Origin of the sequence: Wolbachia endosymbiont of Drosophila aff. chauvacae BK-2020, assembly GCF_032848195.1 — a bacterium.
Lineage (GTDB): Bacteria > Pseudomonadota > Alphaproteobacteria > Rickettsiales > Anaplasmataceae > Wolbachia > Wolbachia pipientis.
Genome location: NZ_CP136586.1, coordinates 1,124,753 through 1,149,927, shown reverse-complemented (window position 1 = coordinate 1,149,927; position 25,175 = coordinate 1,124,753). Strand labels below are relative to the sequence as shown.

The window sequence follows — 25,175 nt, the reverse complement described above, 5'->3', positions numbered from 1 at the left end:
GACACAAAGCACCTCTCTATTTGCTAAGATCAGAAAAACCACTCACATTAATGAGTAGACTAGATTCTTCTTTTCTTATGAGAACCAGAAATACCACTCACACTAGGAGCTTCAAACTCAGACTGTGGGCCATCACCAGAACCATCAAGTGGCAAAGATACCTTAGATTGAGACCGCAAATTATTCCAAGGACCATCACCTACAGAAGGTAAAGTTACTTTCTCTAACTGAAGAAATAACTCTTCTGCAAACTTGCCGTAATCTACACCTTTCCTCTTTCCTTCCCTACCACATATTCTAAGATTTTCTAGCATGACTTCTTTAAAAAGGTCAAACTTTTCAGGAAAGCAACCTTTGGCAAATGAAATCATATCTAATATTTCTTCTTTCTCTATTTCCCTATCGGGCTTACAAACATCTTCTCGTTTCCAATTAATGATTAATCCCCCAAGTACACTCTTTATAGGAACTGTATAATTAGAAGTATTATCTGTATTCAGCAAAGCGTTCACATTTCCAAATCTCCATAATAAGGGATCTATCTTGAACACTTAACTCAGGATTTTTCAACATCACATTTGAAAGTGAATAAAGAAAAAGTTCATAGCCTTGCTGTGAGAATATCTTGTCCGAACAGTCTCCTCCTGCTGAAACGCCTTTATAATACCAGCACTGTAGCAAATCATGAACCGTATCAAAAAAACATGACTCTATTAATTCAGCAAGAAGGGAATATACTCCCTTTTCTTTCTGCAATAATTTCTGTAAAAGAGTATCTTTATCGCCTATATTTCTTACACAAAAATCTAAAATAGGAGCGTCTCTCTTAACAGATTGAGGACGAGAAAGAGCAACAATAGCTTCTGTAAGCTTCTTCTCCTTATCTTTTTCCTCTAACTGATTATAAAAATACTCTACCCCTTCGCTCCACTTAAGTTTTACAGTACTGTCAAAACCTTCTACTACATCATACTTCTTTAATTCCCCAGATTCTCTATCGATCCAGAAATCAAACACAGGACCATTTCTCTTCATGGATGATAGCAGAATGTTTCTTACATATTGATCACGGATCGGATACCTTGACTATCTAACTCTTCTGAAGTAAATTGACCTCTAGAGAGTACAAACTGTTTGTTGAAAAAATCACCTATCTTGCCCTTATACAGTACCTAGATGCCATACCATACCTTGGTAGTGGGTTATCGATTTCTCCTATTTTCTCTTCAGTCAATTTCTGACCTAAAACAGTATTATTTAACCTTGTACCTAACCAACAACCTTCATCTCGAAAAACATTATATAAGAATTCCAGCTTATCATCCTTAAAAAGTTTGATATTCTCTATATAGGTCTCGACCCACCTTTTAATAGCTAACTTTCTTCCAGCCGAAATGTCACGATCTGTATATTTTATCACATCTTGTAGCTTTTTAAGCACTTCAGCCTGACATTTTGTTTCTATTGGCATTTAAACCTCCCTATATCATGAAAACAACGCTATGGTACTAAATTTGTAAATAAGTTACAACACCTAATTACTCCAGAAAGACCTATTTGATACCCAAACGTTCTGATCAGGCCTAGAGAAATCTGTCTGGAATTTTCTAGAAATCTTAATTTGACAGCTAACACCAGGTTTTCTGGAGACTATAGGTGATGCACTTTTTCTATTTATATTCCCAAGAATAAGGTCAGTAGATATGTTGTTTTCCAGAAGAATATTAGTAAGATTAATTGGAGAAGTGCTTATGACTTTAACTAAGTGTGTTTTAACTTCGCCCTTAAGTTCTGTTCAGCAGTATCTGTTAGTGTTAGGTAAGGTTATGGTTGTAAATACAAAATCCGATCAGCAGAGGGCTGAAGATGATCTATATACTGTTTTGAGATTCAAAGAAAAATGAGATTTTGAAAGACGGATAAGAGAACTGCTTGTTAACGATTATAAGAAACTTAAAAAACCACTGAGCAAACTCCTTGGTAAGTTAGAAAGTAAAATAAGGACTGATAAAGAGAATAACCAAGCAGCCAGAAACGTTTATGATCAAATCAAAAAATCTAAAACTAATGAAGATAAATTAAGTAATTTATTGAACTTTAAAAAACAGCTAAAAGCTTTCCTAAAAAATCAAGATGATTGTAGTATTGTGTTAAATGCGATTGACTCTGCAAGTGTTATCCCTGTTATTGAAGTTAATGGTGTGCATCCAAAAGATAGTGAGATCAAAAAGTTAAAAAAAGCTCAACCTCTCACCTCTAACAGACAAGACTTTGAAGAAGCTCTAGGATACATAGAATCACAAGAAAAAGTTATGGGGATTACATTAGAGGAAATTATGGAATACAAGCAACACTCTGTTAAGATTTTTCTACTGAACCGTGTTCATTCATGCAAAAATGGGCATTCTCAATTGCATCCTGATGTAAAAGAAGCTATAGCAATATTATCAAATGATAAGCTGAGAGCTTTCTACGATGAAGAAGTAAAGAAGAAGACGCTACAACCAATATTGTCCTACAAAGAATGTGAACAATTATATGATAAAATTAACTATGAAAAAAATGAATCTCGTATTATAATCGAAAGAGAAGAACTTGGAGAGAATGTTAGGAGGGTAATGGGAGTGAAGCGCTTTACGAATGAAAGCAGTAGAGAAGATCAGAAAAATGGTACTAGTCCAACAGGAACTTCTACAAATTATAGACAAGAGCAAGTTGCCTCTAGTGGTGATAGAACACTTTATAATAGTGATATACCTTCACTAGGTAGATCGATTAAGAGCAGCCGAAGTGAACTGTTTATGCCATTTGGAGCTTCTGTTGATACGAGTACCCAGATTAAACCTGCCAATCCATCTAACCTAGTTACCACTGGTGAGAATTATACTAGTAATGCAGATCTGAGTGATGAATTGAACGTAAGTGAAGTAACTAAAATTGTTGAACGAATGGAGCTATTATCCAATAGTTTAAAAAAAATCCAAGAAATTGTGGAAAAGCTGGGTAATACTACACTAAGTGAAGAAGTGATAGTTCATGAGAGACATTTCAAAAAGTTTATGGATTTTGTAGGAGAAATTCTCGTAGATATTGGTACAAGATTACCACAAAGTGATTCTAAAAGCATGTATCTTGAACAAAAATTGAAGGGATTGGAAAAGATGAATGAATCCTTAGATAACAGTGTTCAAGAGTTAGAGAAAAAAGTAGATAAACTTGAAAAAGAGAATAAAGATTTTCTAGCAGAAAATGATGAACTTAAGGAAAAACTTGCTACAGCGAAAGAAGAAAAGGAATTGCTATTTAATAAAAAAGAAAAGATGCAGGAAGTTATAAATGGGCTGAATGAGAACAATCAACGATTAATGCAAAAAATAAATGGGTTAGAAGATGATTATGAGTATTTGTTAAGAGCGGAAAAGACAAAAAGAGAAACCGAAGATTCGTGTATACAAGTGGAGGATGCAGATATACCGGAAGGAAAAGCTGAGTTATGTAAAGACTATGAAATTAAACTAGTAAAGCTGGAACAAGAGATAGATGCAAAAGGGAAACAATGTGAGGAATTGCTATTAGAAAATAGTATATTACGAGGAAATATAGAACGATTAAAGGAAGAGAATAAACGATTAGAAGGCATTGAAGAAAGCTTTAGTATCGATCCCTCACATTTTTGCTCTGTAAAAAATTTGCATGATGAGCTTATTCTAGCTAATGAACAGCCGGAAAATATTGATATATCAATCCAGGATGAGATGGATTCAAAAGTTGCCACTGAGTCTGTGGGTGTTAATGTAAAACAAGGTTATAGTAAAAGGACTAGCAACCTATCTCGAGTCTCTGAACAAAGTTCAGCAGTAAAATCTCAATTCTCAGAAGCAAGAGCTCAGAGTAGAAAGCAAATAATTTATGCCTCTGCTTCTCTTATATTATCTGGAGTATTTGCTGTTGGCACAAGTTTAAAAATGTCTCATTTAGGAATATCTACTTCACTTGCTTTGACTGCATTAACTTTCCTTACATTGGGATGTTATTGTTCATATAAGGCAAGTACAACGCTTAGGAATATTGAACTTGATCGAACTTTAAAATGGCTGATCATGAAGCTGTTTTTATGGTTCCCAGCTTATAACTATGTGGAAAAATATATTGTTTTACTCACCCCAAGAAAAGAGATAATGGGAAAGATAAAAAGGTCTATCAGTTCTCGGTGCGGCAGATTAATTTCTGACGGTGATATAGAGCATTACTTATTTCTCTAGAGAATAGGGAATTGGCGAATAGAGTTCTAGGTGTAGAAGGAGATATAGATGAAGAAAAGACCAGATTTAGTAGAAAAATATAAGGGCTTCTTTGTAAATGATAGTAAGGGAACAGCAAAGTAGTTATATTAAGGGACTGGTTTTATGTTCTGAACTCAGATTTTCGTTAGGTTATAAAAGAAGTAATATCGAGACCTTACTTTGAAATTCCAGATTATCAGAGTACTTTGCTCTTCTGAAGTGAGTGATGTTGGAATACCTCTGGATCGCAGTACTAATAACCAAAATTAAAGAGTAAATAGTTTATAATTTAAGTATTTATAATAGAGAAATTAGCATGTATCTAAATTTGAGCAGCAAATACCTTGAAATTACCATCAATTCAGTAAAATTGAAGAGTTTTAATGGTTTAATCATGTAAAGTATTCAATAAACTGCCGTTTTTAAATTTTATCAGACTCAGTTAAAAGAGTGGAGATTTTAATGATTTACCTCAAATCTAATTAAGAGTTAAAGTGAGAAGATGTTTTAGTTTTTATGCACCTTCCTCTCTACTAATTAAGGCGTTCTTTTTATTTGCGGCTTTTCAGACGTACGATTCTGCTTAGCAACCAATCCGGTACTTCTCTACCCTTTTCCCACTTAGCAAACCTCATCTTTTCTTTTAGGTAGTACTCTCTGTAAGCTTTTACTGAATGACTAGACTTATATTGATCTGGTAACGCCTGTACAAAAGGCTTTATATCGGTTGATTGAAAAACAAGCAAATTCTTATTACTATCACACCAATCTATAACTTCTTCTGATCTATGTTTTCTTTTATATCGCCAAGTATACTCTTTGCACAGCTCCCTTCCGTATTTTATTAACCAGAAAAAGTTCCCTTTGGATTGTCTAGCCCATAGAGAACAAGGGTGGTTTTTGTGAGTAAGTTTATATGGAACTTCTATATTCTGGTCTGTGATGCTGACTAAAGGATTTGGCACTTTTAATGCTATTGAAAAAACATTACTCAGTAACTGAGCAGTTTCTAATAGCATTTTTACTATATGCTTATCACATAACATTTTTGCCGCAATCTCTGGGTTTTCATCTAGTACAAAGATGTTCATCTAAACATCCAAAGAGCTTAAGTCTTTAATTTCATTAGCTGTAAGACCAGTAGTTTGAGCTATGATATCAATAGAAACTCCTGCTTTAAGTAGATTCTTTGCAACTTCAATTTCCCTCTCTTTTCTGCCTTTTTCATGTCCGATGAGGATGCCTTTTGCAGTAGCATCATCAAGTTTTTGAGCAAGGACAGCCTGTTCATCAAGAATACGTTTTATTTCCTGTTCATAGGCAATAAATTCTTTTTCTGACCAGTTGAACCTATTTAGTTCTTCATAGGCCTTTTTAATTATTAGATCACTACCTATTATTTTTTCCAGCTCTTCTTCACTAGTCTCATCTGCATATTTAAAGAAGTAGACCCATTTCTCAACAATACTTGAAAGCTGATCTTCTTTGGTTTTTGGAAATTTAGGCAACTCAATAAATATAAAGTAAAAATCTTTTAGATCATGTTCATTAGTATCTTCATCGCGAATGGTATGCTTTGACTTATACTCAGACTTATCAGGAAATAAAATACAGTCTGCTATAGCAATAAAGATAATTTCCTTAAGGTCATGATATTGATCGCCTTTGTCAGCCTGTCTTGAATAGGCTTTAGCAGCATAGTATTGAGCACGTTTTTCAAAGCCCTTAGTTTTAGCGACCTGCATTTCGACTATCACTTGCAGCCCATTTTTATCTCTACAAAGAACATCAACAATGCTTTGTTTTTTAGAAGCAATATCAGGATCTTGAATAGTACTTAAAAACTCTATATCCTGTATTGCATTTGTTCCAGCAAAGCCGAGAATATCATTAAGAAAGTGAATAAGGATATCTTTATTTTTTTCAGTACCAAAGATGCGCTTGAACGATATATCATTCTTGGGATCGAGAAACTTCGAAAGAGCCATAGGAAATCCACTTAAAAAGCATTAATAATTATACACAATTGTGAAGAAATATTCAACTAAAATTCAAACATAGAAAGAAGCATCCCTTTTGTATATCTTTATTTGGTAGTATTAACCTGTATAATATTTATGGCAAATATCTCGATAAGGTACAAAATAGCACAAAAAGTAAGGAGCTGGAGGTTAAAGCGAGGTTATACTCAAAAAGATTTAGCGGGAAAAATTGGCGTAACGTATCAAGTAGTACTACAATATGAAAAAGGAACACGTAAAATTTCGATTGAGAAATTGTATGCTATAGCAGAAGTGTTATCGGTTGGCATCATAGATCTTATTCCTGTATCAAGTGAAAAAATTTGCCTTAAAAACGAAGAAGAGGAAATATTAAATCTAGTAAGAAAATATAAAACGATTAATGATCAAGAGTTGCGCAAGGTGTTTTACTTGCTAACAAAATTTACCCGAGTTGGTGAGAAAAGTAGTAAAAAAGCAGAGAAGGTAAAAATTGCAAAGGGTATGGTTAAAGCAGGAATTTCTGTTGATATTGTTTCACAAGCAATTGGCCTCTCTGCTAATGAGTGTGTTGAAGAAAAAACAGGTTCTATCTACTACCAAATAGGAAAAAAGATAAAAGAATGGAGGCTAGTGAGAGAGTATACTCAAAAGGATTTGGCTGAGAAAATGGATACAACACGTGATGAAATAAGCAACTATGAGCAAGGACGTGTGGCCATTCCACTGGAAAAATTATATGCAATAGCAGAAACATTATCAATTAGCATTACAGATCTGCTCATAGAGGAAGATGAGATAGTAGAAAGTGAGCTACCTGATTTAATAAAAGAATACAAAAAAATTGAGAGTCAAGAATTACGCTATGCGCTAATAAAATCTCTGTTTGAAAGCATACAAATTTGCAAAGAAAAAGTGAAAAGAGCAGAAAAGATGAAAATTGCAAAGGATTTAGTGAAAGGAGGAATTTCTACCGATATTATTTTGCAAATAACAGGCCTCTCTTTAGGCGAAATTCAACAGATTTAAAATAAAAAATCAGTATATATTAATATCTTTACTCTTGGATGAAAAAATAAGTAAAAAAGATTGAGAAATTGATTTGACTTCACTCGAAAGCTATGGCTTTATGCCAATGCTGATAAAAAACAGCAGTAAATATCTAAAAAAAGTTTGTTGTTAGTGAAAGGTAAATTATATGAATAAAAGTAAAGAAGAAATCGAATTCAGAATATTAGAAAGCAAAGGCAAAGCACTACTTGATCGTGAAATAATGGAAACGTTTCTAAGTGCAGTACATGAAAGCCCACAGGCTCAAGAAATTGCTAAAAATTTGGTGAATACTTATACAGGAGTAGGAAGGATTTTAGGTAGAGAAATGGATGACCTGAAAGTTATAGAAGGAGTAACTGATTCTGCAGTAGCAATGATTATGTGTGTTAAGGAAACACTAGAAAGGGTACTGAAAGAAAAGCTTAAGAGTGAGCCAATCATGGACTTACAAGGGATAGTAGAGTACTTAAACGTAAGTATAGGCCACTCAGAAAGGGAATGTGTAAAAATACTGTACTTGAATAAAAGGCGTCAACTAATTGGAGAAGAATCCTATATTGGTGAAATGGAAAAAGCACCAGTATACATAAAGGAAATTACAAGAAAGGCATTAATGAAAAATGCAACATCAATAATAATGTCACATAACCATCCTGGAGGGAGCTTAGAGCCATCAGAAGAAGATCAAGCAGTAACGAAGAGCTTAGCAGCAGCATGTAGTACTGTAAGCGTAAAATTGTTTGACCATATTATCATCACAAGTGGAGGCTATTTCAGCTTTCGAGAAAATGGATTGTTATAGTAGAAAGTATTTGCAAATCTACTCATTATAATTTATAATGAGTAGTAAGATGTATAAAGTTTATTGTACGCTTAAAAAGTATTTTTAATATGAGGTTTATATGACTAGTAAAGATCGGAATAAAAAGACTAATGTTAATCACAAGAAAATATTTGGTGCTCTTGAAGGCGTTGATATAAAGCAGTCTAAATTTGTGAGTAAAATTAATAACCAGAAGGAGATAAACCGGGAGGCCTCCCCTAGCAGAAACATTCGCGAAAACAAAATCAACTACGGGAAAAGCCTTGACTATGTTTATGGCACAAAACCTTCAGCCAGGGCTTTTGCAACTTCAGCACTAACTTTACCGGCATCTTTAAGTACTTCATAATCATTGAATAATAGAAATGCATCCAATTTTTCAGCCCAGTCTTGCATTTTCATCAGCCGATTCTTTTTTGCTTGAAGTTCTGCATAATCTAGATACATCGAAACAATGTGGTTTAGTTCACTTAGTTCTTCTTCAGTTAAGTAATTTTTCGCAATACTTACATCACTCTTGTGAATTTTTTTACCTGGACCATCTTTCCATGTAGTTAGCCCCATATGTGGTTTTTTGTGATCAACCCGAGAACATATCAACTCTGCTGCAGTTAAACCATAAATTGCCCAATATAATTTGTTTTGTACTTTTGCGTAAAATTGTTTTGTTATTTCTGAATTTGGATCGTAATCTGCAGAACATTCGGCATAAATGTCGGTAATCTTCTGGTAAAATCTACGTTCGGATGCTCGTATTTCCCTGATTTTTTCAAGTAATTCATTGAAGTAGTCTTTGCCAAACTTTTTCCCGTTTTTTAGTCGTTCACTATCTAAAGCAAATCCTTTGATAATAAAATCCTTCAAAACTTTTGTAGCCCATACTCTGAATAATGTTGCTTTTTTAGAATTAACTCGATAACCAACAGCTATAATTGTATCTAAATTGTAAAGTTGTGTTGGGTAATTTTTACCGTCTGCAGCGGTTACCTCAAAAGTGGAAACAACTTCTTTTTCCTGTAATTCACCAGATTCAAATATGTTCTTGATATGCTTACTAATAGCTGGCAGTTGTACATCAAATAATTCAGCCATCCTTTTTTGCGTAAGCCAAAGATTTTCATCTCTGCATAAAACTTCAATTTCTATATTTCCACCTGGAGTAGTATAAAATACAATCTTATTCTCATCCATTATCTATCTCCTATAACTTACAAACAAACCATTGATCATCAATAGGAATTTAACCAATTAATTGTCTCTACTGCAACTAAATTCTTTAAAACGTCTTTAGAGGGCTATTATAACTTATTAATGAGCTGGATAGAGGGGAATATCTGTTTTATCAAAAATTCATGTGACCTCCTCTCAGCTCCAGTAAACAGTTATTTCCAAAATGGAAACAACTCAAATAGTAAGGTGTCTAGGAGGTCGGACTTCCGTTTAGCGGGTTCTTAAAGTTTAGGCTCTCTTTAATTTCTGAGCTGCATTCAAATTATTTTAACTTTTTTTCAGAAAATCCCGGAAAAAGTGGTGAGAAATCCGGAGTATAGGAGCATTGAGTGTAGATGTGCTTCAAACACAAAAGTCGGCAAATAAACAGAGTAGAAAAGATTGAAGGAAGCAAAAGAAATTTAGGCTTTTGGTAAGTTACGTAATTGAGAATTTGTATTTTTTTAGATGAGGTAAAAACTTTGTTTTAAGGCTAGATGCAACTTTAGGGTACAAATACTACTATTACCAAAGAACGCATATAATACCCCTTAGAACTCGAATAAATGGCATTCTTAGCAATTCTATTACTGTATAGCAAACTCACAGGTGAGTTTAGCACGTTTTTTACGCTTTGCAAAGAAAAATTAAAAAAAAGTGAACAGTTTTTGTAAAATCGGTGAATATATATAATACCAAGTCCTAACTAAGGTAGGTAGCATAAGATTCTTGTCATTGGCCAACAAAAACCCATTCATAGTGTATTTTGAAGGAACCAGACGATATTTAGCGCTACTTATAGTTTTAAATAATAGCAAATGTCAATCCTCACACTCGACCTCGGCAAACAAACCGGCTGGGCTATTCTTACAGATGGAGTAATTCAAAGTGGGAGTGAAAGTTTTCATGGTAATCGTTTCAGCGGAGGTGGAATGGCTTTGTTGCATCGCTACTTATGAAAGGCTAACTATAGTTAGGATTATAAGCAACCTATTGAAAATCTTGTTTTTTTGCAATCAATCTGATCAAATTTAAGAATAGTAATTTGTTATTTATATTAATAAATTTAATTCTATTGAAAATAGCTAAAGCATTGAAATTCTTGAATTTTAGCCAGATTAGTGAGTGGTAGTGAAATTTCTTTTACTCAAATTTAGGTATTCACTGACCGTTCTTGTTATAAATACCAGAATAATAAGCTACTGATATTCCCTATCTTTTTTATCTTTAATCCATCATAGCTAGCGATGCAACAAAGCCAGGTGGAATGCACTTCTTAAATTTTCGTAGGTGGCTCAATGAGATGAGGGAAAGATTTTCAGATATTGAAGCAGTGTATTTTGAAGAAGTAAGAAGACACCTTGGAACTGATGCTGCTCATTGCTACGGAGGCTTTCTAGCTCATTTAACAGCTTGGTGCGAGGAAAACAATATACCTTATCAAGGTGTACCTGTCAAGACGATAAAACGCTTTATCACCGGTAAGGGTAATGCAAGTAAAAGTGAAGTTATTGAAGCTGTGAAGGGAAAAGGGTTTATTCCTCAAGATGACAATGAGGGGGATGCTTTGGCGTTGATGTTCTATGTTAATAATTTTAGTAAAGATTTTAACATGCTAGATAGCACATAGGAAGTGGGTCCTTCCCGCCAGCAAGGCTGATTTGGGAGCGAAACCCCAGACCTTCTCCAGCGTCAGACGTTTTTTAATTATTAACTTTTTGTTAAGAATTTAAACATAGCAATTTAATACACTAATATGAACTTAGCAACACACTACTATCCTATTGAAAATCTTGTCGAATATGATCGCAACCCTCGCAAGAATGACGATGTAGTAAACAGAATGTGCGCCTCTATTCGGGAATTTGGGTTTCGTATTCCAATAGTTGCAAAAAGCGATGGCACTGTGGTTGATGGTCATTTACGCCTCAAAGCAGCAAGAAAACTGGGTATGGAAAGTATTCCAGTAGTCCTCAGTGATAACTTAAGTGAAGCCCAAACCAAAGCTTTTCGGTTACTAGCAAATCAATCAGCTAACTGGGCAAAGTGGGACGATGATCTTTTGAAGTTGGAAATTCAAGAGTTAGAAGATTTGCAGTTTGACCTAAAAATGACTGGATTTGAGCTGGAAAAGGTTCAACGTTTTCTTGATGATTTAGATGGAGAAAACAGTGAAAAAGAAGATTTTTCCGACTTAGCCGGTGATAGCAAAAAGGTAAAAATAACAAAACCAGGGGATCTATGGATTTTAGGTGGTCATCGAATCTACTGTGGTGATAGTTGTCTGGTTGAATCATTTAAAGCGGTATTAGACGATAAAATGGCAGATATTACCGTGTGTGACCCTCCGTATAACGTAGCATATGGTGACAGTCAGGAAAGAGAAGACAAAAAAATACTAAACGATGATCAAGGTGAAAAATACGAACTTTTTCTGTATGACATTTGTTCTCACGTTTTAGCGTACACCAAAGGTGCAATTTACATCTGTGTATCATCATCCGAGCTGGCAACGCTGCAAAAGGTATTTGAAGAAGCAGGTGGTCGTTGGTCGACATTTATAATTTGGGCAAAGAATCATTTTACGCTAGGAAGATCTGATTATCAAAGACAATACGAAACAATACTCTACGGTTGGAAAAATGGCAATAAGCGTGAGTGGCATGGAGGACGTAATCAAAGTGATCTCTGGTTTTACGATAAGCCAACGTACAACTCACTGCACCCAACGATGAAACCAGTGGAGTTAATGGAGAGAGCGATAGTAAACAGCAGTAGACCAGGGGACATAGTTCTTGATCCATTTAGCGGGTCTGGGAGTACGTTGATTGCATGTGAGAGGACAGGAAGAATCTGTAGAACGATAGAGCTAGATCCTACGTTTGTAGATGTGACCATAAAACGTTGGCAAGTATACACGGGAAGAGAAGCGATACTTCCCAATACTGGCAAAACCTTTGCCCAAATTCAAGAAGAAAAACGGTAAAAGAAGGGAGAAAAAAGTGGAAGGAGGAAAAATCACGCAGACGGAATGGGCAAGAGAACTAGGAGTTTCAAAGCAATACGTCTGTTACTTAGTAAAGAAAGGAATAGTTGAGCTGGAGGATGGTTTGATTGACCGAGAACAAGCAAATGAAGCGGTGGCAGCAATACGAGATCCAAGTCAACCACTGAGGAGAAAAAATCCAGAAGGTGAAGAAGTGGGAAATAATAAACTTTCCATGATGTTGCTAAAAACGCGGATAAAAAATGAGATGGAGCGGGGAAGACTGCTCGAGGCAAAAGCAAAAGCTGAGATTGGTGAACTTATCTCAGTAGAAGAAGTAAAGACTGAAGCATTTAATGTTGCAAGAGTTGTCCGTAATAATTTGCTTAACATTCCAGATAGGGTTTCAGCGTTACTAGCATCGATAAATGACACAGAGAAGATCCATGAGACACTGACTGAGGAAATCAGAACAGCTTTAGAAGAGCTGACACAAAGTGTATTTTAATGACTACATATAAATTACTGAAAAAGCGTCTTATCGCCTTGGTGAGCCTAATTCACATATTAGTTGCAATAATGATTTTAAGTAAAGCGTCAGCAGATACTTATTGTAGAGGGAAAATACCTTTTTCTCTGAGCTGTGTAAAAGTATAAAAATTGCAGCAGATGGCATTATGATATATAGCAGTAGCTTTTATACAGGGTTAAAGCCAGATCCACTGCTCAAAGTATCAGAGTGGGCAGATAGAAATCGTCAACTTTCAACGATAGCATCATCAGAGCCGGGGAAATGGAGAACAGAGAGAACGCCGTACCTTAAGGAAATAATGGATTCACTATCTTCGTCTTCACCGGCCGAAAAAGTGGTATTCATGAAAGGAGCGCAGATAGGCGGAACAGAAGCTGGGAATAACTGGATAGGATATATAATCGACCAAACACCAGGCCCTATGCTGGTAGTACAGCCAACAGTAGAAATGGGCAAGCGTTGGTCAAAGGGAAGATTTGCGCCGCTCATTGAAGATACGCCATGTTTAAGGAGTAAAATAAAAGACCCAAGGTCGAGAGATTCAGGCAACACTGTACAAAGTAAGGAATTTCCCGGAGGAACGGTAGTAGTAACAGGTGCCAACAGTCCAGTGGGTTTACGTTCAATGCCGGTAAGATATCTTTTTTTAGATGAAGTAGATGCATATCCAGGAGATTCAGGAGGAGAAGGAGATCCAGTTTTACTCAGCATAGCCCGAACTAATACATTTACGCGGAGAAAAATATTCTTAGTTTCAACACCAACGGTTCACGGAATAAGCAGAATAGAGAAGGAATTTGAGAGTTCAGACAAACGATACTTTTTTGTACCTTGTCCACATTGTGATCACTATCAGGTGCTGAAATGGCCACAGATAAAGTGGAAAGATAAAGATCCCTCAACAGCCCATTATGTGTGTATAGAATGCAGCGGCAAAATAGAAAACCATCAAAAAACAGAGATGCTAGCTAGAGGTGAATGGAGAGCAACTAGGGAGGAGGGAAAAAAAGAGGCAAAAATAGGGTTTCATTTATCGAGCTTGTATAGCCCAGTTGGTTGGTATAGTTGGAAACAAGCAGTGGAAGATTATCTGCATGCAAAGGAAAATGAACAATTACTAAAAGTTTGGATAAATACAACACTCGGAGAAACCTGGGTAGATAAGGGAGAAGTACCAGACTGGAAGCAACTATTTGAGCGTCGAGAAAATTTTCCGATAGGCATGGTGCCAAAAGGTGGAAAAATAGTGTTAACGGCAGGGGTTGATGTACAAAAAGACCGCTTAGAAGCAGAAGTAGTAGCATGGGGTATGGGTCGTGAGAGTTGGTCAATAGACTATCAGGTATTAGAAGGTGATACTGGAAGTGGAGAAGTATGGGGGGAAACTGTCAGAGCTCTTGAATCATCATTTTATCGGTGAAAATGGGCTTGAATACATGATAAGTATGATGGCGGTAGATGCTGGGTATGCAACACAGGAGGTATACAATTGGGTAAGAAGTCATCAAGGATCGGGAAGAGTAATGGCAGTGAAAGGGGTAAACAAAGCCCTAGTGCCGCTTAACAGCCCAAGTAGAGTAGATGTAACAGTTGGCGGACAAAAGCTAAAAAGAGGAATAAAGCTCTGGCCAGTTGGAGTATCGATATTAAAGTCAGAATTGTTTCAGTTGCTGAATGTTTTAACAGAAGGGGCGCCGGGATATTGTCATTTTCCCGAATATCCACCTGAATATTTTAAGCAGCTAACCGCAGAGCAACTAATTACCAAAGTAGTAAAAGGATATACCAAACAAGAGTGGCAAAAGATAAGAGACCGAAATGAAGTATTAGATTGCAGAGTTTACGCAAGAGCAGCGTCTATTGCCCTGGGGATTGATCGTTGGCCAGAGAGTAAGTGGGAGAGTTGAGTAGGTGAAAAAGCTAAAAAGTCAAAAAAAGTGAGAAGGAGTCAATGGTTGAGTGAGAAAAGTTGATGTACAACCAAGAATATTTAACTCAAGTAAAAGAAGCGATAAAGAAGCTACAGAGCGGGGAAAGAGTAGTATCGATTGCATATGGCGATCACGTGGTTAGGTACGGAGAAGTGCAGATAAATGACCTCTTGAGCTTAAGACAACGCATTAAAGCTGAGCTGAAAGTTGCAGGTGTGAAGAGAAAGATTGTTATTTCAACGAATAAAGGAATTGACAAGTGAAAATGTAATACTGTACGTTAGATAATTTATAAATATAGGGGTAACATGATAGGAAATGTAGAAAGATTGCAAAGAGAACTACTTGAAGAAATGGGGTCTATTTCTTTGGGGAGTAGTAATACAAGGGCATTAGAGATTGTCAATCAATTAGGAGAAGATCACATTAATGATACTATTATGACTCTTGATGGCAGGCAGTTTACAGCTTTAGATTGTGCAATTATGTTTGACAGTCAAGGTAATAATCCAAGAATAAATGAAAGGCCGAGAATAAATAACAATGCATTTAGAGAATTAGAAGGTGCTATTAGGAGTGCTGGAGGAAGAACATCAGAAGAATTGGGTAGAAGACAAGATATTCCTTATGATCGAGAAAGCTTTAATGAGCAAGTGAGTACGTTTTTAACAGACGTTACTATAGAGCATGTTATGGCAGGGAGACTACATCTAATGGTTTAAATTGAATGCGGAAAAAATTATCCTAACGGAAAAAAGCTGAGGAAATTGGTTAACCAATTGTTAAGTATTTAAAGGAGATCCGGGACGTAAAGAGGAGAGTTGTGATTTCGACGAACAAAGGGATTGTATAAAGAAATACTTATTGAAAAATTAAAAGAGATACTGTATAATTAGTGTAACATCTAGGTTTGGTTAAATATATGGTAAACTCAAGAGTTAATGTAACCTTCAATCCAAAAACTTCACAGCATCTTATTGAACTAGCTAAAGCAACTAAGCAGTCTGTTCAAAAATTAACAGAAAAGCTAATCAAAGAAGCAATTGAGCTTGAAGCAGAAGACATTGCGTTTTCCAAAATTGTTAGGGAGCTTGATGCTGACGATTCAGAAGAAGTAGAGGATAGTGAAGACATCTGGAAATAAGCGGTACACTATAAAATACCTTAAGCATGTTCTTAAAAGGAATTTGCCCTCCTTACCAGAAGCTATAAAGCCAAAAATTAAAGATGCAATAAGAGAGTATCTTGCAACTGATCCCATTGGTAATGGTGTATTGCTACGTAATAGATTAAAAGGACACAGAAGAATAAGAGTTGATGATTATCGTGTCGTCTATCGTGTAAATACTGCAGAACGTAAAGTAACTATTGTTTCAATAGGACACAGGGACAACATTTACAAGCAGGCAATATTAGATCTACTAAAACATTAAGAAAAGACATTTGTGCAGGAATCTCTTGCATAAATAGAAAATGTCAACAGCTTGTTTTCTCCAGCAGCTTGACGTAATTTTAAATAGCGCAACAATTTATTGCCCAATTAATAGTCTAAATGTTACTCAAATCATTCAAACAATTATTCCGCAAACCAAAAATCAAGAGCTCAGCCTGGGATGCGTCAGGCTCAGGAAGAAGATTATTGCACTTTCAACCAGAAGTAGGAAGTATAAATAGCTTACTTTCCCAGAGCCTTGAACACCTGCGTAGTCGGTCACGTGACATGGTAAGAAAGAACTCCTATGCGGCAAACATAATCGATACGATAGTGAGTAATTGCGTTGGAACGGGAATAAAACCGCAATCAAAAGCCAAGGATGGAGAATTTCGGAAAAAAGTGCAAGAATTATGGCTGAGATGGACAGATGAAGCAGACAGTAGTGGAGTAAGTGATTTTATGGGTTACAAGCTTTGGTTTGTAGGAGCATGATAGAAGGAGGAGAATGTTTTGTAAGACTTCGAACAAGAAAACGAGAAGATGGTCTTTGTGTGCCGTTGCAATTACAAGTACTTGAGTCAGAGCATTTAGACAATAAGAGCAATCAAACCCTTGCCAATGGTAATGTAATTAGAAACGGGATTGAATTTAACCGACTTGGGCAAAGAGAAGCGTATTACCTTTTTCGAGAACATCCGGGTGAAGGCTCGTTTGGAGAATCAGTTAGAGTGCCAGCAAACGATGTTTTACATATCTATAGACCACTAAGACCTGGGCAGATTCGAGGAGTACCATGGTTGTCCAGTGTACTGTTAAAGCTCTATGAACTTGATCAATACGATGATGCGGAATTAGTCAGAAAAAAGACTGCAGCAATGTTTGCGGGATTTATTACCAGACTTGATCCTGAAGCAAACATCGTGGGAGAAGGAGAGAGTAATGAACATGGAGTAGCGCTGTCTGGCTTAGAACCTGGGACTATGCAATTACTTGATCCCGGAGAAGATATTAAGTTCTCGGAACCATCAGACGTTGGGGAAAGTTATGAAGCATTCATGAAACAGCAGCTTAGGGCAATAGCAGTAGGCACAGGGATAACTTACGAGCAGCTAACAGGAGATCTAAGTGGTGTCAATTATTCATCAATAAGAGCTGGGTTAATAGAGTTTCGTAGGAAGTGCGCGATGTTACAGCATAACGTGGTAGTATTTCAGCTTTGCCGGCCAGTATGGAATAGGTGGCTAGAATTAGCACTACTCTCTGGAGAACTGGACATAGGTGAAAATTGGGCAAAAGAAACAGCAAAAGAGGTAAAATGGATACCGCAAGGGTGTGCTTACGTAGATCCACTAAAAGACCAGCAAGCACAGCAAATGGCAGTAAGAAATGGATTTAAGAGTCGATCGGAAGTGGTTTCAGAACTAGGTTATGATGTAGAAGAAATAGACCAAGAAATTGCTGAGGATCAAAGACGTGCGAGTGAACTGGGCTTAAGTTTTGATTCTGATGTGAATTCTAATGCTGAAATGATATAAAATTCTATTTCTATGACAAATGGGTTTTTATTGCCCCAGACACAAATAAAAAATTTTAAAAACATATGACGACACAAATAAATTGGATGAATAAGCCGATGATGATAGAGCAAAGGAGTTTTGAATTATTGTCATTACATGCTGGAAAACACCCTACGTTTAAAAACATAAAACACACTGCAGAAAACAACGTAGAAAAAATAGCAATAATACCAATACATGGAATTTTGACCAAGAAACCAGGAGCTTTTGATGACATGTTGGGAATGACATCATATGAGAAGATACGTGAAGAGATAGAAAAAGCTTTAATAGATGAAGAAGTAGAAACAATAATTTTGGACATAGACAGCCCTGGAGGGGAAGTAAACGGTTTATTCGACCTTTCTGATTTTATTTACGAAGCAAGGGGATTAAAAAAGATCGTAGCAATAGCAAATGATGATGCGTATTCTGCGGCGTATGCAATAGCGTCAAGTGCTGAAAAAGTATTGGTAACGAGGACTTCAGGAGTTGGAAGCATAGGAGTAATAGCAAGTCATATAGATCAAAGTGGGTTTGATGAAAAACAGGGGATAAAATATACCACAGTATTTGCAGGAAAGAGAAAAAACGATTTAAATCCGCATGAGCCGATAACATCAGAAAGTGTGGAAAGCTTACAAGATGAAGTAGACCGCCTATATGAGATGTTTGTCGAGCTTGTAGCAAGAAATAGGAATCTTTCCACGGAAAAAATCAAATCAACGGAAGCAGGGCTATATTTTGGTGAGAAAGCAATAGAGATTGGACTTGCTGATGAAGTGATAACATATTCTGAATTTATAGATAGGAGAAACAATATGAGTAAAGCTGAATTTAACTATAAGGGCCACACCATCGATGCTGATGAGTTAATGGAAGAATCAAAACGAATAGGTTATGAGAGGTGCCGCAAGGAAGTATTAGAGGTAATAAGATTGTGTAATTTGTCAAAGATGCCAGAGAAGATAGGAGAATTTATTGAGCAGGATGTAAACGCAAAACAAGCCCAAGAGATATTAATGTCGATACTGGCGGAGAGAACGAAGAAGACAGAGATACTGAGCACAATACCACAAAGTTCATCAGAAGATTTAATGATGCAGGTAGCAAGAACTCGAGCGCAATCTGGCATTTGAGAAATTTAGGTACCAGCAATTACAAATGCCGCGGTAAACAAGTCCGCCAGAATAGCCAATTATAAAGTTTTCACCGCGACGTATAGCAACTTTAAACACCGCGGTAAACAAATCTTGTAACCGCCGTATATAACACTAACAAAAGCGGCGGTAAAACAATTAAGGAGATGGTATGAATAGTTATTGCTTGGTTGGAAGCATGAGAAGATAATACCTTCTCAGAGTGGATAGGTGGCAGATTGAAAATGTTTGTGAGGCCCTTTCTGCTTTTTGCAGTATAGGAAAAAGACCTCGTGAAGGAGATTAATCGCCCCTGCCACCGAAAACCATCGTGCGGCCCATAAAATTTAGTGACCGCGTATAGGAGAATGGACCAACCGGTAATATTCTACTCTGATATGTTGGAGTATTCAATAAGGGAGAAGATTTATGCGTTACATAGGTGTTGATTTACATACTAATAGTTTCACTGCTTGCTACTTAGAACAGGAAAAACCAGAGTATATTAAAACGTTTCGCTTACAGGATTTAGGTAATTTTATCAAAAATCTTCAAGAAACAGATGAAGTAGCCTTAGAGGCAACGGGAAATAGCTGTTTCTTTTATGATGAAGTGTCACCTTACGTTAAGCGCGTTGTTGTGGTTGCTCCCTTGCAATTTGAAGTTATTCGTCGTTCTGTGAACAAAACAGATAAACATGATGCAAGAGCTATTGCTTTTTTTCTCAGCAAAGATATGTTGCCTGAAGCAAAATGCAAGAGCAAACAATGCCAACAGTTAGCTTCTCTTCTTAAAACAAGAGATCAGTTAGTAAAATCACGGGTATCTTTAATCAATAAAATACATGGACTTTTCAATTACCACGGAATAAAGATTAAAAAGGAAGTACTGACAATCAAAGCGGGATTTGAATGCTCTCTTGGTAAACATGATTGGAGTCACTTGGAAAAGGTTGAGATTGAAGTGATTAGCAGTAATCTGGAAGTCATTCGAGAAAGTCTCAAAAAACTTGAAAAGGAAATTATAGCTTTTGCTCAGCAGCTTCCTGGATTTAATAATCTCATCAGCATTAAAGGTATTGGTGCGATTTCTGCAGCAGTTTTTGTTGCAACAATTGGTGATATTAATGATTTTAGTAATCCTGAAAAACTTACAGCTTATTTTGGAGTTGTACCGCGAGTTTCTCAATCCAATCAACAATGCACAATTGGAAGAATTACTAAACGTGGATCAAAAATTGGGCGTACTTCTTTAGTACAGTGTACTTGGATTGCTATACGTTATAGTCCTTATCTGCAAAGTTTTTACGAGCGTGTGAAAAAAAGCGTGGTTCTGCTAAGGCTATTATTGCTACTGCTAGGAAGTTTCTCACAACTATTTTCTATACTCTTAAAAACAACTGGATTTTCAAAGATTTTACAAAATATGAAATTTCTTATTGACAACAATCATAGGAGAAACATTTATGAGTTGTATAACCGAACAAAATAACCTTGGTGACCTATTAAAGTATGAGGCATCAAATCTATACTCAAGAGACCAAATAACAGTAGCAAAGGGGCAAAACCTAAGCTTGGGTACTGTAGTTGGCTGTAATATTGAAGATAATGTAATTAAGATTATCAATCCAACTGCAACAGATGGTACGCAAACAGCTATAGGAGTGATAGCAAGTGATGTAAACGTGAAAGAAAATACCAAAGCAGTAATCATTACACGTATAGCAATGCTAGCAGATCATGCAGTTGTGTGGCCAGCAAATATAACAGAAGAGCAGAAAGCTGCAGCAATAAAGCAACTTGAAGCACGAGGCATCATTATCCGCAAAGGGGTTTAGAAGCCCAGCAAACATCTTAATCATTCGCAAAGGGCTTAAAAGCCAACAAACATCTACAGCATTAAAGGGGAAAAAACATGCAAAATCCATTTACAAATTCAGCATTTAGTATGACGGAATTAACTAAAGCAATAAACATATTGCCGATAAATTATGGTCGAACAGAAAGCTTAAATTTATTTCCAAGTAGATCGGTAAGATTCCGACATATTACGATAGAAGAGCAAAACGGTGTTTTGAGCCGATTACCAACGCAAGTTCCCGGAGCACCAGCAACAGTGGGAAAACGTGGAAAACGAAAAATAAGAACGTTTACGATACCACATATTCCCCATGATGACGTAGTGTTACCTGAGGAAGTGCAAGGGATAAGGGCATTTGGGTCAGAGAATGAACTGAAAGCGTTGGCTAACGTGGTAACAGATCATCTGGAATTGATGAGGAACAAGCACGCGATAACGTTAGAACATTTGCGAATGGGGGCGTTGAAAGGGATTATTCTGGACGCTGATGGCAGTGAATTGTTAAATCTTTACAACGAATTTGAAATTACGCCAAAAGTAGTAAATTTTGCACTGGGAATAGCAACAACAGATGTAAAGCGTAAGTGTATGGAAGTACTCCGGCATATAGAAGATAATCTAAGTGGTGAATATATGACAGGAGTACATGCTTTGGTAAGCCCTGAATTTTTTGATGCATTAACTTCGCATAGTAAAGTAAAAGAAGCATATGAAAGATGGCAAGAAGGAGCAGCGCTTCGGAATGATATGAGATCAGGATTTACGTTTTGTGGAATAACATTTGAGGAATACAGAGGACAAGCAACTGATCCTGAAGGAACCGTGAGAAGATTTATTGAGAAAGATACAGGTCACTGTTTTCCACTTGGTACAGCAAGCACATTTACTACTTACTTTGCGCCAGCGGACTTTAATGAAACGGTAAATACACTAGGACAACCGCTCTATGCAAAACAAGAGCCAAGAAGATTTGATAGAGGGACTGACCTTCATACCCAATCAAACCCTCTACCAATGTGCCATCGCCCAGGTATACTTGTAAAACTTGCTGCATAACAGGTGAGGTAAAGCTAAGTGCAGATTGTTTTTAATACCCCGAACAGGAAGCATTATATCAACTAAAGAATAAAAAGCAACTAAAAAATTATGTTTAGAGATATTAAAAGATTATTTGCAGATTGTTTTGCACATCTAGGGCAGCAAGCGTTGTATGAATCAAAGGATAAGTCATATATGGTGCAAATATTAAAACAACAGCCAGATAAATTATACGAGATTGGTGAAGGACAATTTGTAGGGGAGATATTGATTTTGGAGGTGAGTATATTCGATGTATTGCAGCCAGTAGTAGATACCGTCTTGCAAGTCAACAAAAAAATTACAAAAATTGTTCAAGCTGTATCATAAAATTAAAAAATACTTCCAATTCACATTTTGTGTAACGGTACACAGATTATAGTTAGTGAATATGTTGATAAGTAAATTTCCGCTTTTTTGTACGTATAAAATTAATTTACTTATCAACATATTCACTAACCAGTTACAAAATTTGTGTAAGATACTATTTTACATAATTGGAGCGTTTTTTGATTTTAAAGCACTAAACTTTCAGCCAAACTCCTAGCTCTGTAGTTTTTGATATGATCTGGATCAAAAGCCTTCTTTGACCTTAAAACACCAAAAACAATATGGAGTAACTTACGCATTGCAGCTCCCACAATGGCCATGTTATGCTTGCCTTTCTCTTTTAACCTTTTGCAAAAAGTCATAATAGTAGGATTATGATTCTTAGCTACTATGGCAGGAAAGTACATTGCCTTACATAATGTTCGTGAACCGGATTTACTTAATCTGGGCTTGGCATGTACAGACGTACCTGACGTTATATTTCGTGGTATAGCTCCAGCATATGCTGCCAATTGCCTGGCATCCTTGAAAGCTTTTATGTTAGGAACTTCAGCCAAAATAGCTACTGCTGATTCTTCTCCTATTCCTGGAATGGTCAATAGAAGTTGAAAATTTTCCAACAATTCTTTGTGTTTATTTAATAGTTCACGTAAGGAGTTTTTTATTCTTTCTATTTTTTGTTTTATGTTCATTGCAAGGTCTTCCCAAGCATTTGCAACTTCTTTAGGCAGTCTCTCTTTTTTTTCTAAGTGGTTATTTACTAATGTCAATTCATCTTTTAACGCAGCCGAGCAACGATAAAGATGCTTTAATTTCTTTAACTCAGGAGAAGGTGGTGCCCAACGAATAGGTTCCTGTCTTTGGCAATAATCGGCAATTATCTCTGCATCAGTCTGATCATTCTTTTGTCGTATAAGCTTACTTTTTGCATAAAATCTTATACAAGCTGGATTAACAACACTCACAAAATGTCCAGTATTGTGTAGAAATTCAGCTAAGGCTTCACTATAACAACCAGTAGCTTCCATGCAGGCTTTTACTTGTTCTACATTATGCTTTTGTAGAAAGCTCAGTAAACCTTGAAACCCATGATCATTATTCTTGAAACTCCTTTTCCTGGTTTCACGTTTTCCTTTGTTGCTTATGAATGAAAGAGAAACATCAAAGCGATCTTTTGATATGTCTATACCCAAAAAGTTGTTGATCATATATAACTCCATACGTTACTATTAAAATGAAAAGTAAGGCTAACCTTGTGGATACAGAATTATAACCATTTAGGTCTTTCTACGATACCGTTCAGCCTATACTTTTGAGAAGGGAACTCTTGTCTACCACACAGATTTTATATCTAAGGAGATATTCAAAGTTCTTCCCTTCTCCACCTAATGCTTAAGCTTAAAACATCAGATGCTTTTGACAAGATACAAGGAGATATCTTTATTATTGATAAGCGTAAGTACAAAGTATATTCACCACCACTTAGGGACAATTCGGGAATGCTATGGAAAATTCAAGCGTCAGGGGTGTAGATGCGTATTAACATCGAAGTCACCGGTAGTATTATACAAAGTATAGATGCTGAAAGGAAAAAAGTGGAAAAAGCAACGGTGAGGGCACTAAACAAAACAGCACTATGGGTAAGGTCACAAACTGTCAAACAAGTTAGCGAAGAAAAACAAATACCAAAAAAAGCAATGAGAAAAAAGTTAAGTGTGGATAAAGCAAATAGAAAGCGCTTATGGTCAATAGTAAAGCTCAGTTCGCAGTGGATAGGAGTAGCAAAACTTGGGAGTATAAAACAGACAAAGATAGGAGCAAAAGTAGGAAGCCGTACGTATGAAGGAGCATTTATAGCAACAATGAAAAATGGTCATATAGGAATCTTCAGACGAAGGTATACCACGTCTTTGCCAATAGATGAAATTAAAATAAATACCCATGCTCGGGAAACAATGAAAGAGTTAGTCTCTAATGAAGTAGAGAGAGTATTTGAGAAGTATTTTGACCATGAACTTAATTTTATTTAAGAGCGTATGTTTTGGAGAGATCTACATCAGAAGATTTGTAAAACGCTAAAAGAAGAAATCCCAGCAATACAAACGTGCGAAGTGTATCCAGCAATACGTAGGGAAATAATAGCGCCAGCAGCATTTGTAGAGCTTGCAAGTTTAGAACCAGGGAAAGATCCGGGGACTGAGGAATTAGCGTTGAGGGCAAGATTTGAGGTAAGAGTGGTAGTTGATGGAACAGTTGAGGATTCTCAGGTAGTGGTAAGGTCACTGGCAGCGGAAATTGCAAGGGTAGTGAATAAGAATACTTGGGACGTGGAAAATGTTTCAGCAGGTGAATTTATATCAGCAGGAGGGGATGATTTTAAACCAGAGTTGGATGCATATTTGGTGTTGTTGGTCGAATGGGTTCACGAGCTACATACAGGTCAATTAATGTGGTTAGAAACTGGTATCATACCACATACAATAAGTGTTGGCGAAAATGTTAGAGCATAATTTTGCAATTTCAGAGCTGAATAGGAAGTTAGCGAACATTATTCGTATAGGTCTAGTTAAAGAAGTAGATTATGAAAAAGCAAGAGTGCGGGTAAAAATAGGGGAATTTTTAACGGATTGGCTTCCGTGGGTAACGGGAAGAGCAGGAGAAGATAGAAGTTGGTTTGCGCCGAATATTGATGAGCAAGTAATAGTATTATCGCCATATGGAGAGTTGTCATTAGGGGTAGTATTACCAGCAATATATCAGGAGAAATATCCCCCTCCGGAGAATAAAAAGGAAATAAATAGTGTAAAATTTCAAGATGGGACAAAGTTATCATATGAGCAAGAAAAGCACCATCTTAAGATAGATGTAGTGGATAAAATAACGTTGAAAGTAGGAGAATCAAGTATGAAGATTACCAAGAGAGGCATAAAACTCAAAGCAAAGAGAATCGACCTTAATTAA

Annotated in this window: 23 protein-coding genes and 5 pseudogenes; 23 read left to right on the top strand and 5 right to left on the bottom strand. The window is 36.4% G+C overall.

Features of this window, described 5'->3' with window-relative positions; all coding sequences use genetic code 11:
• Nucleotides 1–59: 59 nt before the first annotated feature.
• Nucleotides 60–1,471 (bottom strand): annotated as a pseudogene (gene cifA, locus R0F62_RS06065) (cytoplasmic incompatibility factor CifA).
• 232 nt (nt 1,472–1,703) lie between these two features.
• On the opposite strand from cifA, the gene R0F62_RS06060 reads away from it, so the two are divergent.
• Nucleotides 1,704–1,904 carry a hypothetical protein gene (locus R0F62_RS06060; protein ID WP_317051370.1) on the top strand — a complete coding sequence of 67 codons (201 nt, stop codon included), beginning with the start codon at nt 1,704–1,706 and terminating at the stop codon, nt 1,902–1,904.
• Between the two features lie 186 nt (nt 1,905–2,090).
• Complete coding sequence (locus R0F62_RS06055) at nt 2,091–4,262, top strand: TomO hydrophobic C-terminal domain-containing protein (protein WP_317051369.1); 2,172 nt, start codon at nt 2,091–2,093, stop codon at nt 4,260–4,262.
• A gap of 572 nt (nt 4,263–4,834) precedes the next feature.
• On the opposite strand, the gene R0F62_RS06050 is transcribed toward R0F62_RS06055, so the two are convergent.
• Complete coding sequence (locus R0F62_RS06050; protein ID WP_010082266.1) at nt 4,835–5,374, bottom strand: pyrimidine dimer DNA glycosylase/endonuclease V; 540 nt, start codon at nt 5,372–5,374, stop codon at nt 4,835–4,837.
• Nucleotides 5,375–6,271, bottom strand: a complete 897-nt coding sequence (locus R0F62_RS06045) for an Rpn family recombination-promoting nuclease/putative transposase (protein ID WP_010962719.1) — start codon at nt 6,269–6,271, stop codon at nt 5,375–5,377.
• A gap of 129 nt (nt 6,272–6,400) precedes the next feature.
• Here R0F62_RS06045 and wmk point away from each other — a divergent pair, with 129 nt between their 5' ends.
• The 3 genes and pseudogenes from wmk to R0F62_RS06850 form a co-directional block, all read left to right on the top strand.
• Nucleotides 6,401–7,312 (top strand): WO male-killing family protein Wmk, encoded by a 912-nt coding sequence (gene wmk / locus R0F62_RS06040; RefSeq protein ID WP_274979044.1) that lies wholly within the window; start codon nt 6,401–6,403, stop codon nt 7,310–7,312.
• A gap of 169 nt (nt 7,313–7,481) precedes the next feature.
• Nucleotides 7,482–8,138: a JAB domain-containing protein gene (locus tag R0F62_RS06035; RefSeq protein WP_006280787.1), complete on the top strand. Its 657-nt coding sequence runs from the start codon at nt 7,482–7,484 to the stop codon at nt 8,136–8,138.
• 100 nt (nt 8,139–8,238) lie between these two features.
• Nucleotides 8,239–8,448: pseudogene (locus R0F62_RS06850) on the top strand (hypothetical protein); the annotation flags it as partial.
• Here R0F62_RS06850 and R0F62_RS06030 read toward each other — a convergent pair.
• Nucleotides 8,433–9,350 (bottom strand): virulence RhuM family protein, encoded by a 918-nt coding sequence (locus R0F62_RS06030; protein ID WP_274979045.1) that lies wholly within the window; start codon nt 9,348–9,350, stop codon nt 8,433–8,435. The pseudogene R0F62_RS06850 and the gene R0F62_RS06030 sit on opposite strands and share 16 nt — an antisense overlap.
• Nucleotides 9,351–10,629: 1,279 nt before the next feature.
• Between R0F62_RS06030 and R0F62_RS06020 the strand changes: the two are divergent.
• The 14 genes and pseudogenes from R0F62_RS06020 to R0F62_RS05955 form a co-directional block, all read left to right on the top strand.
• Nucleotides 10,630–10,998, top strand: a pseudogene (locus R0F62_RS06020) (Holliday junction resolvase); the annotation flags it as partial.
• 126 nt (nt 10,999–11,124) lie between these two features.
• Nucleotides 11,125–12,354 carry a DNA modification methylase gene (locus tag R0F62_RS06015; protein ID WP_317051368.1) on the top strand — a complete coding sequence of 410 codons (1,230 nt, stop codon included), beginning with the start codon at nt 11,125–11,127 and terminating at the stop codon, nt 12,352–12,354.
• 16 nt (nt 12,355–12,370) lie between these two features.
• A complete protein-coding gene (locus R0F62_RS06010; RefSeq protein ID WP_010962472.1) occupies nt 12,371–12,862 on the top strand; it encodes a MarR family transcriptional regulator in 492 nt (163 codons plus the stop codon).
• Between the two features lie 169 nt (nt 12,863–13,031).
• Nucleotides 13,032–14,859 (top strand): annotated as a pseudogene (locus R0F62_RS06005) (phage terminase large subunit family protein).
• Entirely contained in the window at nt 14,859–15,080 is a 222-nt protein-coding gene (locus R0F62_RS06000) for a gpW family head-tail joining protein (protein WP_010082193.1), read from the top strand. Before R0F62_RS06005 ends, R0F62_RS06000 begins: the two are co-directional and overlap by 1 nt.
• A gap of 45 nt (nt 15,081–15,125) precedes the next feature.
• Nucleotides 15,126–15,539, top strand: a complete 414-nt coding sequence (locus R0F62_RS05995) for a hypothetical protein (RefSeq protein ID WP_010082194.1) — start codon at nt 15,126–15,128, stop codon at nt 15,537–15,539.
• A gap of 200 nt (nt 15,540–15,739) precedes the next feature.
• Nucleotides 15,740–15,961 (top strand): hypothetical protein, encoded by a 222-nt coding sequence (locus tag R0F62_RS05990; RefSeq protein WP_010082195.1) that lies wholly within the window; start codon nt 15,740–15,742, stop codon nt 15,959–15,961.
• On the top strand, nt 15,942–16,250 hold the full coding sequence (locus tag R0F62_RS05985) for a type II toxin-antitoxin system RelE family toxin (RefSeq protein WP_010082196.1): 309 nt from the start codon (nt 15,942–15,944) through the stop codon (nt 16,248–16,250). Before R0F62_RS05990 ends, R0F62_RS05985 begins: the two co-directional genes overlap by 20 nt.
• A gap of 119 nt (nt 16,251–16,369) precedes the next feature.
• A pseudogene (locus R0F62_RS05980) lies at nt 16,370–17,787 on the top strand (phage portal protein).
• Between the two features lie 65 nt (nt 17,788–17,852).
• A complete protein-coding gene (locus tag R0F62_RS05975) occupies nt 17,853–18,947 on the top strand; it encodes a S49 family peptidase (protein ID WP_015588915.1) in 1,095 nt (364 codons plus the stop codon).
• Nucleotides 18,948–19,376: 429 nt separating this feature from the next.
• Nucleotides 19,377–20,389 (top strand): IS110-like element ISWpi14 family transposase gene (locus tag R0F62_RS05970; RefSeq protein WP_274979031.1). Its coding sequence is split into 2 segments (ribosomal slippage): nt 19,377–20,265 and nt 20,265–20,389, totalling 1,014 coding nucleotides; the frame shifts between segments, so codons are not numbered across the junction.
• Nucleotides 20,390–20,412: 23 nt separating this feature from the next.
• Nucleotides 20,413–20,784, top strand: a complete 372-nt coding sequence (locus tag R0F62_RS05965; protein ID WP_070356777.1) for a head decoration protein — start codon at nt 20,413–20,415, stop codon at nt 20,782–20,784.
• Nucleotides 20,785–20,861: 77 nt separating this feature from the next.
• Nucleotides 20,862–21,863: a major capsid protein gene (locus tag R0F62_RS05960; RefSeq protein WP_274979032.1), complete on the top strand. Its 1,002-nt coding sequence runs from the start codon at nt 20,862–20,864 to the stop codon at nt 21,861–21,863.
• Between the two features lie 90 nt (nt 21,864–21,953).
• A complete protein-coding gene (locus R0F62_RS05955; RefSeq protein ID WP_010082171.1) occupies nt 21,954–22,214 on the top strand; it encodes a head-tail joining protein in 261 nt (86 codons plus the stop codon).
• A gap of 185 nt (nt 22,215–22,399) precedes the next feature.
• Here the strand turns inward: R0F62_RS05955 and R0F62_RS05950 are convergent, their stop codons facing one another.
• The gene (locus R0F62_RS05950; RefSeq protein WP_070357039.1) at nt 22,400–23,422 is read right to left on the bottom strand and encodes an IS110 family RNA-guided transposase; all 1,023 of its coding nucleotides are present in this window, start codon (nt 23,420–23,422) and stop codon (nt 22,400–22,402) included.
• A 180-nt stretch (nt 23,423–23,602) separates the two neighbouring features.
• Here R0F62_RS05950 and R0F62_RS06845 point away from each other — a divergent pair, with 180 nt between their 5' ends.
• From R0F62_RS06845 to R0F62_RS05935, 4 genes are read left to right on the top strand one after another with little or no spacing between them, the layout of a single operon-like run.
• A complete protein-coding gene (locus R0F62_RS06845; RefSeq protein ID WP_010962478.1) occupies nt 23,603–23,746 on the top strand; it encodes a head-tail joining protein in 144 nt (47 codons plus the stop codon).
• The gene (locus tag R0F62_RS05945) at nt 23,747–24,244 is read left to right on the top strand and encodes a phage tail protein (RefSeq protein WP_274979033.1); all 498 of its coding nucleotides are present in this window, start codon (nt 23,747–23,749) and stop codon (nt 24,242–24,244) included.
• 6 nt (nt 24,245–24,250) lie between these two features.
• Complete coding sequence (locus R0F62_RS05940; protein WP_274979034.1) at nt 24,251–24,724, top strand: hypothetical protein; 474 nt, start codon at nt 24,251–24,253, stop codon at nt 24,722–24,724.
• Nucleotides 24,711–25,175, top strand: a complete 465-nt coding sequence (locus R0F62_RS05935) for a phage baseplate assembly protein V (RefSeq protein WP_274979035.1) — start codon at nt 24,711–24,713, stop codon at nt 25,173–25,175. The genes R0F62_RS05940 and R0F62_RS05935 overlap by 14 nt, the downstream gene beginning before the upstream one ends.

Bases quoted from the DNA above. Each gene is read 5' to 3' on its own strand.
- R0F62_RS06060 (WP_317051370.1), top strand. From the start codon at position 1,704: ATGTTGTTTTCCAGAAGAATATTAGTAAGATTAATTGGAGAAGTGCTT.
- R0F62_RS06050 (WP_010082266.1), bottom strand. From the start codon at position 5,374: ATGAACATCTTTGTACTAGATGAAAACCCAGAGATTGCGGCAAAAATG.
- R0F62_RS06045 (WP_010962719.1), bottom strand. From the start codon at position 6,271: ATGGCTCTTTCGAAGTTTCTCGATCCCAAGAATGATATATCGTTCAAG.
- wmk (WP_274979044.1), top strand. From the start codon at position 6,401: ATGGCAAATATCTCGATAAGGTACAAAATAGCACAAAAAGTAAGGAGC.
- R0F62_RS06035 (WP_006280787.1), top strand. From the start codon at position 7,482: ATGAATAAAAGTAAAGAAGAAATCGAATTCAGAATATTAGAAAGCAAA.
- R0F62_RS06030 (WP_274979045.1), bottom strand. From the start codon at position 9,350: ATGGATGAGAATAAGATTGTATTTTATACTACTCCAGGTGGAAATATA.
- R0F62_RS06015 (WP_317051368.1), top strand. From the start codon at position 11,125: ATGAACTTAGCAACACACTACTATCCTATTGAAAATCTTGTCGAATAT.
- R0F62_RS06000 (WP_010082193.1), top strand. From the start codon at position 14,859: ATGTACAACCAAGAATATTTAACTCAAGTAAAAGAAGCGATAAAGAAG.
- R0F62_RS05995 (WP_010082194.1), top strand. From the start codon at position 15,126: ATGATAGGAAATGTAGAAAGATTGCAAAGAGAACTACTTGAAGAAATG.
- R0F62_RS05990 (WP_010082195.1), top strand. From the start codon at position 15,740: ATGGTAAACTCAAGAGTTAATGTAACCTTCAATCCAAAAACTTCACAG.
- R0F62_RS05975 (WP_015588915.1), top strand. From the start codon at position 17,853: ATGACGACACAAATAAATTGGATGAATAAGCCGATGATGATAGAGCAA.
- R0F62_RS05965 (WP_070356777.1), top strand. From the start codon at position 20,413: ATGAGTTGTATAACCGAACAAAATAACCTTGGTGACCTATTAAAGTAT.
- R0F62_RS05960 (WP_274979032.1), top strand. From the start codon at position 20,862: ATGCAAAATCCATTTACAAATTCAGCATTTAGTATGACGGAATTAACT.
- R0F62_RS05955 (WP_010082171.1), top strand. From the start codon at position 21,954: ATGTTTAGAGATATTAAAAGATTATTTGCAGATTGTTTTGCACATCTA.
- R0F62_RS05950 (WP_070357039.1), bottom strand. From the start codon at position 23,422: ATGATCAACAACTTTTTGGGTATAGACATATCAAAAGATCGCTTTGAT.
- R0F62_RS06845 (WP_010962478.1), top strand. From the start codon at position 23,603: ATGCTTAAGCTTAAAACATCAGATGCTTTTGACAAGATACAAGGAGAT.
- R0F62_RS05945 (WP_274979033.1), top strand. From the start codon at position 23,747: ATGCGTATTAACATCGAAGTCACCGGTAGTATTATACAAAGTATAGAT.
- R0F62_RS05940 (WP_274979034.1), top strand. From the start codon at position 24,251: ATGTTTTGGAGAGATCTACATCAGAAGATTTGTAAAACGCTAAAAGAA.
- R0F62_RS05935 (WP_274979035.1), top strand. From the start codon at position 24,711: ATGTTAGAGCATAATTTTGCAATTTCAGAGCTGAATAGGAAGTTAGCG.